The organism is Mesoflavibacter sp. SCSIO 43206, from assembly GCF_019904215.1.
Lineage (GTDB): Bacteria > Bacteroidota > Bacteroidia > Flavobacteriales > Flavobacteriaceae > Mesoflavibacter > Mesoflavibacter zeaxanthinifaciens.
Genome location: NZ_CP063201.1, coordinates 181,165 through 194,391 on the forward strand (window position 1 = coordinate 181,165; position 13,227 = coordinate 194,391).

Consider the following 13,227-nt stretch of genomic DNA (forward strand, 5'->3'; position numbering starts at 1 on the left):
ACTACATCAATCCTCTACCTACTTTATTTAGTTTTCCTTCGTTTTGGTATTCTTTTAGAAGTTTATCTAAAATACCATTTATAAATATGCTACTTTTTGGTGTTGAGTATTCTTTAGATATTTCTAAATATTCATTTATAGTTACTTTGGTTGGTATTGAAGAAAAGTGCAATAACTCGCATATTGCCATTTTTAGTAATACCATATCTAGTGATGCAATACGATCTCTGTCCCAATTGCTTGTTTTTCCTGAAATTTCTTCGCCTAACTTACTTTGATTTAGTAACGTTTTTTTAAATAATTTTATAGCGTACTCTTTATCTTCTATATCTTTATATAGCTTTGGTGTTAAGGTTACAGGATCACTAGTTTCTTTAAGTTTTCTTAATAATTTAAGGATAAATGTATTTACTGTTGGTAAATCGTCTAACCATGTTAGATTTTTATCTTCTAGATAGTCGTAAAGCTTGTCGTTTGGTGCTATAATTTCTTTAAAGATATCTATTATAAAGTTTTTATCTTCTTTAAATGTAGAGGTCTTTGTTGACATGTAATCTTTGTACAGGTCACTGTTTTTAATTTCTTTGTAAAGTAAATCTACGTACTCGTTATCTAATTGCCAATTTGTTATTTTTCTGTCTTCTAATTGAACTTTTAGTCTTTCGTTATTAACGATTAATTGTAGTAATTGGTTGTTAATAAACTTTTTGTTTGGATTTTTATCTTCTTCTGTGGCTAGATGTTTTTTTTGTGCGGTTTCTAGATGATTTGTCGCTTTTTTATTGATTTCTATTAATAAAGACATTAATAGTAAATACAGGTTATACATATTGTCTATACTGTACAATAAAAACTTTTGATCTTTTGTAAAATCATCACTTTCTGTACCATCAAATGCAAATAGGGTTTGCATTACTTTTACACGAATATGTCTTCTTGTTAACATCATTACAAAGAACTTTTTGGGTTGTGCACTATTTAGTTTAAAATGCTTTTCTTGTTAAATTAAAAAAGGCGAAAGAAATAGTTTCTTTCGCCTTGCAAAAATAATATAATTTATAGGATAACCTATTGTTGATTTTCTTTTTTTCTTGCTTCTATTCTACTTTGTGCAATATTTAAAGCAGCTTGATGTGTCGTGATATTATTAACATCTGCATTGTTTAAAATCTCAATAGTTGTATTGTATATATTTTCTGTTTTGCGCATAATTTCTGTTTTGTCATAATTTTCTAATTCTGCGTAAACATTAATTATTCCTCCAGCGTTAATTAAAAAGTCTGGTGCGTAAACAATACCTTTTTCTTGTAGTAAACGACCGTGTTTAATCTCGTCTGCTAATTGGTTATTTGCTGCTCCTGCTACAACTTTTGCTTTTAATGTTTGGATAGTAGCATCGTTAATTGTTGCTCCTAATGCACATGGTGCGTAAATATCTACTTCTTCTGCATAAATATTTTCACCTTTATAAATTGTTGCACCGTACTTTTTATTAATAGCTTCAAGACGCTCTTGGTTAATATCGTCTATAATTACTTTAGCTCCTTCTTGTACTAAGTGTTCTACTAAAGTTTCGCCAACATGACCAATACCTTGTACTATTACTTTTTTACCCTCTAATACATCTGTACCAAATTTAAATTTAGCTGCAGCTTTCATACCCATAAACACACCGTATGCGGTAATTGGTGATGGGTTACCTGCGCCTCCTTTTTCTTCAGAAATACCTGTTACATATGGTGTTACTTCTCTTACTAAATCCATATCTGATGTTTCCATACCAACATCTTCTGCTGTAATATATTTTCCGCTTAGGCTATGTACAAACTCTCCAAAACGCTTCATTAATTCTGGTGTTTTTTGCGTTTTTGCATCACCAATAATTACAGCTTTTCCTCCACCTAAGTTTAGTCCTGTAATTGCAGATTTAAAAGTCATACCTCGTGATAAACGTAACACGTCATTAAGTGCTTCCCACTCGTTAGCATACTGCCACATTCTGGTTCCTCCTAATGCAGGTCCTAATACTGTATTATGTATCCCGATTATTGCTTTTAATCCCGTATCTTTGTCGTTGCAAAAAACAACTTGTTCGTGATTGTCAAAAGATAATTGCCCAAAAACAGGATCTGCTTTTTGTAATTGATTTGTATTGATTAATTCTGAAATCATTTTTTATTGATATTAATTTTAAACCTAGTCAAAATATAAATTTTATAAAATGACGGTGCAAAATTAGACTATAATTAATATATGAACAATTTTTTTAGTGTTAAAATACGAATTTGATAATATCATTTATTTCAATTATTAATTTCTTAATGAAAGAACTACAACATCTTAATAAATATTTTTACAAGTACAGAAGCCGTATTATTATTGGTATTTTTATAACTATAGCTTCTAAAGTCTTTTCGGTTTTTGTTCCAAAATACATTGGATCTATAATCGATGTGGTTAACCAACAGCTTCAAAATGAAAATATAAATGAAGCACTTTTTAAAAGTACACTTCTTAAATACATTTTAATTATTGTTGGTGCTGCTGCATTTTCGGGTATTATGACCTTTTTAATGCGTCAAACTTTAATTAACGTTTCTAGATTTATAGAAGCCGATTTAAAAAATGAAGTCTACCAACAGTACCAAAGATTATCGCTTAATTTTTATAAGAAAAATAGAACTGGAGATTTAATGAACCGTATTAGCGAAGATGTTGGTAAAGTACGTATGTATGTTGGTCCTGCCTTAATGTACAGTATTAACACCTTAACGCTTTTTGTGGTCGTTATAGTTTTTATGTACCGACAATCGCCAACATTAACAATGTACACCTTAATACCATTACCAATTTTATCGGTTATTATCTATAAAATTAGTTCCGAAATACATAAAAGAAGTACCGTTGTACAACAGTTTTTATCAAAACTATCTACGTTTTCTCAAGAAACTTTTAGCGGAATTTCAGTAATTAAAGCCTACGGAATAGAGCCACAAACCTATACTAACTTTGAAGATTTAGCAGAAACTAGTAAACAAAAACAACTAAGTTTGGTACGGATTCAAGCGTTTTTCTTCCCGATGATGATTTTACTAATTGGATTAAGCAACATCGTAGTAATTTACTTTGGCGGTAAACAATATATGGCTGGAGAGATTACTTTAGGAACCATTTCTGAATTTATTATGTACGTAAACATGCTAACTTGGCCAGTTGCTACTGTTGGTTGGGTTACTTCTATTGTACAAGAAGCAGAAGCCTCTCAAAAAAGAATAAACGAGTTTTTAAAGACCGAACCTGAAATTAAAAACAACAATCCAAAACCTTCTACTATAAAAGGTGATATCGAATTTAAAAACGTGTCCTTTACTTATGATGATACTAACATACAAGCCTTAAAAGATGTAAGTTTTAAAGTAAATTCTGGCGAAACGCTAGCAATAATTGGTAAAACAGGATCTGGTAAATCTACCGTTTTAGATCTGGTTGGAAGGTTATATGATGTAGAAAAAGGAGAAATTAGTATAGACCAAAATCCAATAGAACAACTTAACTTAAACAGTTTAAGAAACGCAATTGGTTACGTGCCACAAGACGCCTTTTTATTTAGTGACACTATAAATAACAACATAAAATTTGGTAAAGAAAATGCTACTAATGAAGAGGTTATTGAAGCTGCAAAACAAGCACAAGTCCATAAAAATATTATCAAGTTTAATAAACAATATGATACTGTTTTAGGCGAACGTGGTATTACATTATCTGGCGGACAAAAACAACGTGTGTCTATTGCTAGAGCACTAATAAAGCAGCCTCAAATAATGTTATTTGATGACTGTTTATCTGCTGTAGATACAGAAACAGAAGAAAAAATATTAAATAATCTTAAAAAAATAACCGAAGGAAAAACATCTATAATTGTAAGTCACCGTATATCTGCAGCCAAAAATGCACATAAAATTATAGTATTAGACAACGGTAAAATTGTACAATCTGGCACACACGATCAGCTTATAAACATAGATGGTTACTACAAAGAGCTATACTTAAAGACAACCAAGTAAAAAGATTTGCATGAAATTGTTGTGACATTCAACTTTTTTTTTGATTTTTGATTTAGAAATTTTTAACAAACACAACTCATATTATGAATAACGAAATGATGGAGAAAGAGGAAATTTTTTCTAAAGTACTTAGAGCAGGAAGACGTACTTATTTTTTTGATGTAAGAGCTACTAAAGCAGACGATTATTATTTAACCATCACAGAAAGTAAAAAGTTTACTAACGACGATGGATCATTTCATTACAAAAAACATAAAATCTACTTATACAAAGAAGATTTTAGCGAATTTAACACCATCTTAAAAGAAATGACCGATTATATCGTGAATGAAAAAGGTGAAGAAGTAATTAGCGAGCGTCATCAAAAAGACTTTAAAAAAGAATACAATACAGAACAAGTTACTTCTGAAAGTGCAGAAAGCAGATTTACAGATGTAGACTTTGACGATATATAAGATAACTTAACTACTCTAACTTAAAAGGCGCTTTTTTAATTTTAAAAAGCGCTTTTTTTATTCTTGGTTTTTTAAGATTCTTTATCAATTTACACTAGTCCCATTTGGTACTTTTTGTTCTGGATTAAGTAAATACACATCTTTTTCTTTTACTGCACCAACAACCAAACACTCGCTCATAAAATTAGCAATCTGTTTTTTAGGAAAATTTACAACAGCTACAATCTGTTTATTAAGTAAATCTTCTTTATTATAAATAGAGGTTATTTGAGCAGACGTTTTTTTAACACCTAAACCTCCAAAATCAATTTTTAATTGAAATGCAGGGTTACGTGCTTCAGGAAAATCTTTAACCTCTATAATGGTTCCTATTCTTAAATCTACTTTTGTAAAATCTTCAAATTGAATAGTATTACTCATAAATATCTATTTCAATGTTTATCTTTGCAAGATAATTGTTTACTCATGAAAAAATTAATTTTTCTACCTCTAATTTTTTTCACAGTGCTTCAACTTTCAGCTCAAAATAAATATGAGCAAGAGTCTAAAATTTCGTTTACAAACGTACCTGAAAAAGCCAGGTTATTTGTATCAAAAATCATTCAATCTAAAAAAGTAAAATGGTATAAAGAGCAAAGCAATAACGGGATTAGCTTTGAAGCAAAATCTAAATTTAAAGGTAAAAAATACAGTATCGAATTTGATACTAACGGAACAATTGAAGATATTGAAATTGAAAAAAAATGGAATGATCTACCAAAAACCATTCAACAAAACATTATAAACTCTTTACAAAACACTTTTATAAAGCATAAGATTAGAAAGATACAAATTCAGTTTTCTGCTGAAGAAAAAGACCTAATCAACTATTTTAAAGATGATGTTAAAAATAATATTACGGTTAAATATGAAATAGTTGTAAAAGGAAAATCTGATTCTGGCAAACATCTTTTTGAGCTTTTATTTAACCACAAAGGACAATTAGAAGCTACGTCTAAAATTGTGTTTAGAAACACTGATAATATCGAGTTTTAATGAAAAAACGTTACGCTTTTTTAGTTATATGTCTACTTGCTATTTCGGTTAGTTTTGGTCAAAACAGATACCAAGTTGGTACGTTACCTACACTAAACATTAGTAAATCTTTAAACAATAATTGGCAGTTAAATTTTAAATCAGAATTTAGGCAATTATTTAAAGAAGGCATTACCAACAGTACCCAAAATTCTGGTTACGATTACGTACATACAGACGCAGCTTTTGTAGTCTCTAAAAAAGTGGGATTAAACAATAAATTGGCTGGTGGATTTTTACTTAGATTTACCAATAAAGACGTTATTAAACGTAGTATACAACAATTTACTATTATAAATACTTTAAGCAATTACCGTTTGGGACATAGATTTGCATCCGATCAAACTTTTGAAAGTGATCAAGATATGCAATTAAGACTTAGATATCGTTTAACTTTTGACTTGCCTTTAAACGGTCAAACCGTAGATGCGCAAGAATGGTATTTTAAAATAAGTAATGAATACTTAAATATTTTTGAAGGTAAAGATTATGATTTAGAATTAAGATTATCGCCTACCTTTGGCTATGTTTTTACAGATAATAATAAACTAGAACTTGGTTTAGAATATCGCTTAAACGATTTTGTTAATAATAATACTAGAAACAGATATTGGTTAACTATTGGTTGGTATTTAAGTTTATAACTGTCATTCAGAGCAAAGCGAAGAATCTATAATAAGCGTTTTGAATGAAATAGATTCATCAGTCGTTCCTCCTTCTGAATGACAAAGTAATGTTTTTAGAATGAGACTGTCATTAAGACCGAAAGCAAATAATCTCTACTTAAAAAATCAATTTATTTTAGATTCATCAGTCATACATCACTTCAACTACGCTTAGTGAACAATCTGAATAAGGACAATACACGTTCTTTAGATTCCTCTTTTCGCAGAAATTTTATTTACAAATAATCCAAAGGACTTTTAATTTTATGCTTAGAAAGATTAGTTACATTGGTGTAAACCTGAGTAGTTTTAATGCTATAATGTCCCAATAATTCTTGAATAAACCTAATATCTGCGCCACTTTCTAAAAGATGTGTAGCGTAGCTGTGTCTTAAACCATGTATACCAATACGTTTGTTAATTCTGGCTTTTTTCATTGCGGTTTTAAAAATACTTTGCACGCTTCTGGTCGAATATTTTCCGCCATATTGACCGTTAAATAAATAATATTCTGGTTTATATTTTTGGTAGTAATCACGCATTTCTTCCAAAATACTTTCGGGTAAATTTACTACTCGGTCCTTTTTTCCTTTTGCTCCTTCTACTCTAACCATCATATTTTCGCTATCAATATCGGTTATTTTAAGATTAGTCACTTCGCTTAGGCGTAACCCCATACCATAAACCAGTTTTAAAATAAGCAGATGTTTTTCATTTTTAACTTGTTTAAATAGTCGTTTTATTTCGTTTTTAGATAAATGTTTAGGTAATGTAATTGGCTTTTTAGGTCTAGGTATATCAAAAAACATTTTTGGTTTATGTAATACTTGCTCATAATAAAATTTAATAGCATTAATCTTTCCATTAAGTTTTCGTTCTTTCATTTTATCATGCTCTAAACAAAATAAAAAGTAGGATTTTAGTTTTTCTGGAGTAAGCATATTTACATCATAATTTTTTATCAATTTAAGTAAATGTGCAAACTCATAAAGATAGGTTTTTATGGTGTTTGGGCTATATGCTTTAAGTTTAAGTAACTGATGAAAATTTATAAATGCTTCTTGATTATTTGGATGAATTTTTTGCAGATAACCAACAGATTTGTCTTTACTTGGTAGCTGTAACGCTTCTCTAACCGAAGTACCATCTATCATGTACCAGCATTTTTGAGTCTTACTCCATTTTGCAGAAGGAAAACGCTTTTTAAGTTGATTTATGAGCGTTGAGGAGTATGGAAACTTAATCCAAATAACATCTTTGTCATTATGTTTACCAAATTGAAACGAATAATTACTTAAAATCAAAACCTGCGTAATTTGTATATCTATTTACCAAAAATAAAAAATAATTTTAATTAGATATACCAATTGCGCAATTAATTTAAAATCTCTTAACACACTGTAAACAATAAGCTTTTAAATATTTATGCTTATAGATTGAATATTTATTTTATATTTAGTATTATTGCGTATATATAAGTGTTGTGCTTAATGTGAGAAAATGAAACTATCTGACCATAATCTGAATACATTAATGATATTTCTTCAACAAAAGATTGAGGAAAATGCCGAATATGTCGCAAACGAATTGACAAACGGAAATTCAACTGATTTTCTGACTTATCCACCAAATGGAGGACTGACTGAAACCGAAAAATCATCTCTCGGAAAACTTAAAAATGACCCGAATTTAGAAAGTGCTTTACGAAAAATATTAGCGGACAGCTCAGCAGGAGTTTTATTTGAATTACTGAATATCATTGATGGAACTTCTGACCCTGATGAAAATATCGGAAAATGGACTGAAATAAGTTTTGTAGATAAAACAGAAGAAATAGCTGAAAACGCTGAAATTCTTCACGATGAACTTTATTCCAAATATTGGGATTGGAAAAAAATCCGACCGAATAAAAGTTGGAAACTCGATAACTATGAGGAATAAAACACTAAGCACAACAATGTATAACCGCAATTACGGCGGATTCGACTACGTCCGAATCCACTCGGAATTGCTAACGTCTGTGCTAAACCGAAAAATTTGCGTACTTTAACCCGTAAACTGACGGTTATACGAGACCGTTGGCAATAATATGAAAATAGTAACTTCAATCATTATTTTACTTCTGACTTTGAGCTGTTCTGCTCAAGAAAAAAAATGTGCAAAATTTAAAGTTGGAAGATTTGAATATTCTGACCCAAGATTCTCGGAATGGAAAGTTAGTCGGACTGACTCAATGCAAACTGAAATTAGCACAAAAAGTGGAATAGAAATATTTAGCTCAATCGAATGGAAATCTGAATGCGAATATGTTTTGACATATAGAAAAGTATTGAATTCCGGAACGGATACAAATGATATTATCGGAAAAACAATTGAAGTTGAAATAGTTGAAACAAAATCTGACAGATATATTTGCAAATCGAAAAGCGATGTTATGGATTTGGAATTAGAAATGATTAGAGTAAAGTAAATTTCAAATTGGAAAAAATACTATCGCCAACAATGTATAAATTCAATTGCTACTGAATTTCCTACGGAAATTCATTGCAATTTTCTATCTTTCAGTCTCAATCGGAAAATCATACCGATTTTCCGCAACTGAAATTTATACGCTAACGTTAGCCGCAATATAAACACACTTAATCTCAATGGAAAATAAAACTATCCGAATCGCATTGTCAAGTGTTTTAATATACCTGATTTTTAAAAAATCTTACAGTATATTGACTGAATTACTTTTGTGGTTAAATGTGGAGTTAAGAATCGAAAATGAATATATTTTAATTTCGTTAAACATCATTATCGGAATTTTATCACTCTTGCTTTTGATTTTTTTTATAATCGATTTCTAAAAAAGGATAATCTGAAAAATAAAGCAGTTTATACATTGATTATAATTACTGTTGTTCTGACAATGGTTTTCGGCGGAATTAACAAACTATATGGAAATTATTTAGCAAATACCGAAATGGATGAATTCCGGATGACATATTTATTCCAATTTAGTTGGTCAAAAGCTTTAGATATTGTTTTTCCAATTTTTGGTTTGATATATTTCTTATGGAAACTTAAAACGGATAAAAATACTGTGGCTAACAATGTATAAATTCAATTGCGGCTGAATTTCCTGCGGAAATTCATTGCAATTTTCTATCTTTCAGCTCAATCGGAAAATCGTACCGATTTTCCGCAACTGAAATTTATACGCTAACGTTGCCAATAATTAAAACCAACCCATATGAAAACAACAATCAAATCAATCCTAACCGCTATTTTATTTATTGCAACATTTAATTCTTACGCACAAAAAACAGGAGAATTAATCAAACTTAAAACTTATAATAAAGTAATTAAAGCTGAATTTTTGACTGAATCAAATGATAGTTTAATTAAGTTTCTTGCACCAAATATTATATACAGAATTAACAAGATTAATGGTGATTCAATACAATTAAAGGCATTAAATTTCAAAAAAGGTTCTGAAAAAGGAAATTACTATAATGATAAAATTTATTATGTAAGTAAAAGTGACTTTGACCAAAGTTATGAAGAGTACATTCCTGATGATAAACTATCTGTAGGACTTTTAACATTACCATTTAAAGCGAGACCACAAGATGATTTTTCATTTGACACCGAATTTAATTTAAGTACAACTCTAAATTGGAATTTCGCTAAAATCTATAACTCAAAAGTAAATCTGCAAGCAGGTGCAGGAATTGGTAGTGTTAATTTGAATTCAAGTAATGCTAGTGGAATTGAAGATGGAAAAGCCCAAGATGTTGCTACTCTAAATTTCTTTGGAGGACTAATGTTAGAATACAAAAAAGTTCAAGCAGGTTTTTATGTAGGTGTTGACCAAATTAATAATCAAAGTGAATATAATTGGATGCATAATGGTAATTTATGGTTTGGCTTTGGTATTGGATTTAACGTATTTAAAATTTCCTTGGGAGAAAAAGATAATCAATAACTATTGGCAACAATGGCTATAAGTAATTGCTTGTTCTCGCCTACTTCTGAAAATCCTCGCGGATTTTCAGCTTCGGGTATACTTGCAAAGTTAAGTGCTAAACCACGCAACTACTCATAGCCGAGACCGTTGGCATTCATATAGTGAAAAACTTCAAAATTAAATTTGATTTCTGAAAAAACATATAGACCAAAAGCACCTCTAAACCAATTTGTAGATTTCATTTGGATTGGACAAGCACATAAATTAAACATTGAATCCAATCATTATGCTGCTTTATTTACAGAACTTATTTTTAATTATGGAAACACATTTAATGTTGATGGTCAGAATGTAGAAAGTTTTAAAAATAAATATGTACATCAAATAATTTCAGGCTTAAAAACAGAGCCATTTCAAACAAAAATATCTGGGATATACAATTCTGCTGGATTAATTTTGAAACCATTTTGTTTTGGTTTTCTTTTAGATAAATTAGGTACTAAAGATTTTGAATACCTATCTGAAATAGTTTATGAATTTCTTTTTGAAAGTAATACACCTAATTTCAAAAAATTAGAAACGGAATTAGTAAACATTTTCTGTAAAATTCAATTGGATAAAGATTTAATAAAATATGAACAGTTTATTTCTAAGAAAGATTTAAACAATGGAGTTATGCAGAGTTTTAACCAATCAATTAAAATTTCTCAAAAAAACTTTATCAAAAAATTTAAAAAGCATTACAAAATAACGCCAAATCAATACTTTAAACTAAAAAAAGTTAATGAAACTATCCAATTAATTGAAAATAATAAAGCCTATAATTTGACAGAAATAGGATTACAATCAGGTTTTTATGACCAGTCACATTTTATAAAGATTTTTAAGGGATTTTGCGGTTATAGCCCTAAAGAACATTTAAAAAAAATTCAAAGGTAAATTCTGTACAATTTTTTCATTGCAGATTATAAGAGTTTTGCACCTTTAAATTATACAAGATAATTATGGATAATAAAAACAAAGTATTTATTGCAACAAGTTTAGACGGTTATATTGCAGACAAAAATGGAGGTCTTGATTGGCTACAGTCTATTCCAAATCCCGACAATGATGATATGGGATATGTGGAATTCACCAACGGAATTGATGCACTGGTTATGGGACGAACAACATTCGAAACTGTAATAGGATTTGATGTTCCTTGGCCATATAACAAACCAGTTTTTGTTTTGAGTAACAAATTAAATGAAATTCCTGAAAGCCATAAAGAAAAGGCTTTTTTAGTCAAAGGAACTTTGATGGAAATTTTAGACCAAATTCACAAAAAAGGATTTCATAAATTATATATTGATGGAGGAACAACTATCAGAAATTTTCTAAAGGAGGATTTGATAGATGAAATGGTACTTACCACAATTCCGGTTTTATTAGGTGGTGGCTCTTCCTTATTTACAGAACTTCCAAACGAACTGAAATTCGAACTAATTGAAACAAAAAGGTATTTAAACCAAATAACACAGAATCATTACAAACGGAAAAAATAAAATACGAAATGCCAACACCGTATATAATTTATTGCTGTCTTATTGCTTACTTACGAAAGTCCTTGCGGACTTTCGTGGTCAGTAATTATTTACTAAATTAGTTGCTTGTAACACGCAACAAACCATATACAAACACGTTGGCAACAACTATGAAAAAAATCCTGCTTATATTATTAATTGGAATTTCTAATTTGACTTTTGCTCAAACTGGAACAAACTTGAGCGGAAAAATAGTAAATGAAAAACTGAATTGTCTATTCGGAGTAAAAATCACGAATCTGAATAGCGGAACGGAATCTATATCTGACCAAAATGGACGTTATGAAATAAACGCAACGGAAAATGATACTCTGGAATTTCAAATGATTGGACTGACAACGGACAAAATAAAAGTTGAAAAAACGACTCAAACTCTGAATTTGATAATGATGGATAAAGATGTGAATTGTTTAGGAGCTATTTGGACAGACAAACAATACCGCAAAGCATATCGCGGAATTGAAAAACGACTAAAAAAACTATATAAAACAGCGGAAAAACAAAACGTTTGGAAAAATAGCAGTTGCCAACACCGGCTATAGTTCATTGCTTCTGACTTTCCTCTCGGAAAGTCCTCGCAAATTTGCTATCTTCGGTTTACGGCGGAAAATCCTAGCGGATTTTCACGCAACGAAACCATAGCCAAACCGTTGCCAATAATTAAAACCAACCCATATGAAAACAACAATCAAATCAATCCTAACCGCTATTTTATTTATTGCAACATTTAATTCTTACGCACAAAAAACAGGAGAATTAATCAAACTTAAAACTTATAATAAAGTAATTAAAGCTGAATTTTTGACTGAATCAAATGATAGTTTAATTAAGTTTCTTGCACCAAATATTATATACAGAATTAACAAGATTAATGGTGATTCAATACAATTAAAGGCATTAAATTTCAAAAAAGGTTCTGAAAAAGGAAATTACTATAATGATAAAATTTATTATGTAAGTAAAAGTGACTTTGACCAAAGTTATGAAGAGTACATTCCTGATGATAAACTATCTGTAGGACTTTTAACATTACCATTTAAAGCGAGACCACAAGATGATTTTTCATTTGACACCGAATTTAATTTAAGTACAACTCTAAATTGGAATTTCGCTAAAATCTATAACTCAAAAGTAAATCTGCAAGCAGGTGCAGGAATTGGTAGTGTTAATTTGAATTCAAGTAATGCTAGTGGAATTGAAGATGGAAAAGCCCAAGATGTTGCTACTCTAAATTTCTTTGGAGGACTAATGTTAGAATACAAAAAAGTTCAAGCAGGTTTTTATGTAGGTGTTGACCAAATTAATAATCAAAGTGAATATAATTGGATGCATAATGGTAATTTATGGTTTGGCTTTGGTATTGGATTTAACGTATTTAAAATTTCCTTGGGAGAAAAAGATAATCAATAACTATTGGCAACAATGGCTATA

15 protein-coding genes are annotated in these 13,227 nt (G+C 29.8%); 11 read left to right on the top strand and 4 right to left on the bottom strand.

From position 1 onward, the window contains the following. Nucleotide 1: 1 nt before the first annotated feature. Both nusB and INR78_RS00860 read right to left on the bottom strand, forming a co-directional pair. Nucleotides 2-946: a transcription antitermination factor NusB gene (gene nusB / locus INR78_RS00855; RefSeq protein WP_255593139.1), complete on the bottom strand. Its 945-nt coding sequence runs from the start codon at nt 944-946 to the stop codon at nt 2-4. Nucleotides 947-1,068: 122 nt separating this feature from the next. Beyond that, complete coding sequence (locus INR78_RS00860; RefSeq protein ID WP_223077079.1) at nt 1,069-2,172, bottom strand: Glu/Leu/Phe/Val dehydrogenase; 1,104 nt, start codon at nt 2,170-2,172, stop codon at nt 1,069-1,071. Between the two features lie 149 nt (nt 2,173-2,321). Here INR78_RS00860 and INR78_RS00865 point away from each other — a divergent pair, with 149 nt between their 5' ends. Both INR78_RS00865 and INR78_RS00870 read left to right on the top strand, forming a co-directional pair. Next, nucleotides 2,322-4,064, top strand: a complete 1,743-nt coding sequence (locus tag INR78_RS00865; protein WP_223077080.1) for an ABC transporter ATP-binding protein — start codon at nt 2,322-2,324, stop codon at nt 4,062-4,064. A gap of 83 nt (nt 4,065-4,147) precedes the next feature. Beyond that, nucleotides 4,148-4,519 carry a PUR family DNA/RNA-binding protein gene (locus tag INR78_RS00870; protein WP_036226860.1) on the top strand — a complete coding sequence of 124 codons (372 nt, stop codon included), beginning with the start codon at nt 4,148-4,150 and terminating at the stop codon, nt 4,517-4,519. A gap of 84 nt (nt 4,520-4,603) precedes the next feature. Here INR78_RS00870 and INR78_RS00875 read toward each other — a convergent pair whose 3' ends face one another. After that, the gene (locus INR78_RS00875) at nt 4,604-4,939 is read right to left on the bottom strand and encodes a tRNA-binding protein (RefSeq protein WP_223077081.1); all 336 of its coding nucleotides are present in this window, start codon (nt 4,937-4,939) and stop codon (nt 4,604-4,606) included. Nucleotides 4,940-4,984: 45 nt separating this feature from the next. Between INR78_RS00875 and INR78_RS00880 the strand changes: the two genes are divergently transcribed. Both INR78_RS00880 and INR78_RS00885 read left to right on the top strand, forming a co-directional pair. Continuing rightward, nucleotides 4,985-5,554: a hypothetical protein gene (locus INR78_RS00880; RefSeq protein WP_223077082.1), complete on the top strand. Its 570-nt coding sequence runs from the start codon at nt 4,985-4,987 to the stop codon at nt 5,552-5,554. After that, complete coding sequence (locus INR78_RS00885) at nt 5,554-6,237, top strand: DUF2490 domain-containing protein (protein ID WP_223077083.1); 684 nt, start codon at nt 5,554-5,556, stop codon at nt 6,235-6,237. The genes INR78_RS00880 and INR78_RS00885 overlap by 1 nt, the downstream gene beginning before the upstream one ends. Nucleotides 6,238-6,494: 257 nt before the next feature. Here the strand turns inward: INR78_RS00885 and INR78_RS00890 are convergent, their stop codons facing one another. Continuing rightward, the gene (locus tag INR78_RS00890; protein WP_223077084.1) at nt 6,495-7,562 is read right to left on the bottom strand and encodes a tyrosine-type recombinase/integrase; all 1,068 of its coding nucleotides are present in this window, start codon (nt 7,560-7,562) and stop codon (nt 6,495-6,497) included. A gap of 196 nt (nt 7,563-7,758) precedes the next feature. Here INR78_RS00890 and INR78_RS00895 point away from each other — a divergent pair, with 196 nt between their 5' ends. From INR78_RS00895 to INR78_RS00925, 7 genes are all read left to right on the top strand, one after another. Beyond that, nucleotides 7,759-8,199 carry a hypothetical protein gene (locus INR78_RS00895; protein WP_223077085.1) on the top strand — a complete coding sequence of 147 codons (441 nt, stop codon included), beginning with the start codon at nt 7,759-7,761 and terminating at the stop codon, nt 8,197-8,199. A 148-nt stretch (nt 8,200-8,347) separates the two neighbouring features. Continuing rightward, nucleotides 8,348-8,728 carry a hypothetical protein gene (locus tag INR78_RS00900; protein WP_223077086.1) on the top strand — a complete coding sequence of 127 codons (381 nt, stop codon included), beginning with the start codon at nt 8,348-8,350 and terminating at the stop codon, nt 8,726-8,728. Between the two features lie 768 nt (nt 8,729-9,496). Next, complete coding sequence (locus tag INR78_RS00905; protein WP_036119429.1) at nt 9,497-10,231, top strand: hypothetical protein; 735 nt, start codon at nt 9,497-9,499, stop codon at nt 10,229-10,231. A gap of 165 nt (nt 10,232-10,396) precedes the next feature. Further along, on the top strand, nt 10,397-11,152 hold the full coding sequence (locus INR78_RS00910; RefSeq protein WP_223077087.1) for a helix-turn-helix domain-containing protein: 756 nt from the start codon (nt 10,397-10,399) through the stop codon (nt 11,150-11,152). 65 nt (nt 11,153-11,217) lie between these two features. Beyond that, complete coding sequence (locus INR78_RS00915) at nt 11,218-11,757, top strand: dihydrofolate reductase family protein (protein WP_223077088.1); 540 nt, start codon at nt 11,218-11,220, stop codon at nt 11,755-11,757. Between the two features lie 149 nt (nt 11,758-11,906). Continuing rightward, entirely contained in the window at nt 11,907-12,338 is a 432-nt protein-coding gene (locus INR78_RS00920) for a carboxypeptidase-like regulatory domain-containing protein (RefSeq protein WP_223077089.1), read from the top strand. 133 nt (nt 12,339-12,471) lie between these two features. Beyond that, complete coding sequence (locus tag INR78_RS00925) at nt 12,472-13,206, top strand: hypothetical protein (protein ID WP_036119429.1); 735 nt, start codon at nt 12,472-12,474, stop codon at nt 13,204-13,206. Nucleotides 13,207-13,227 lie beyond the last annotated feature (21 nt).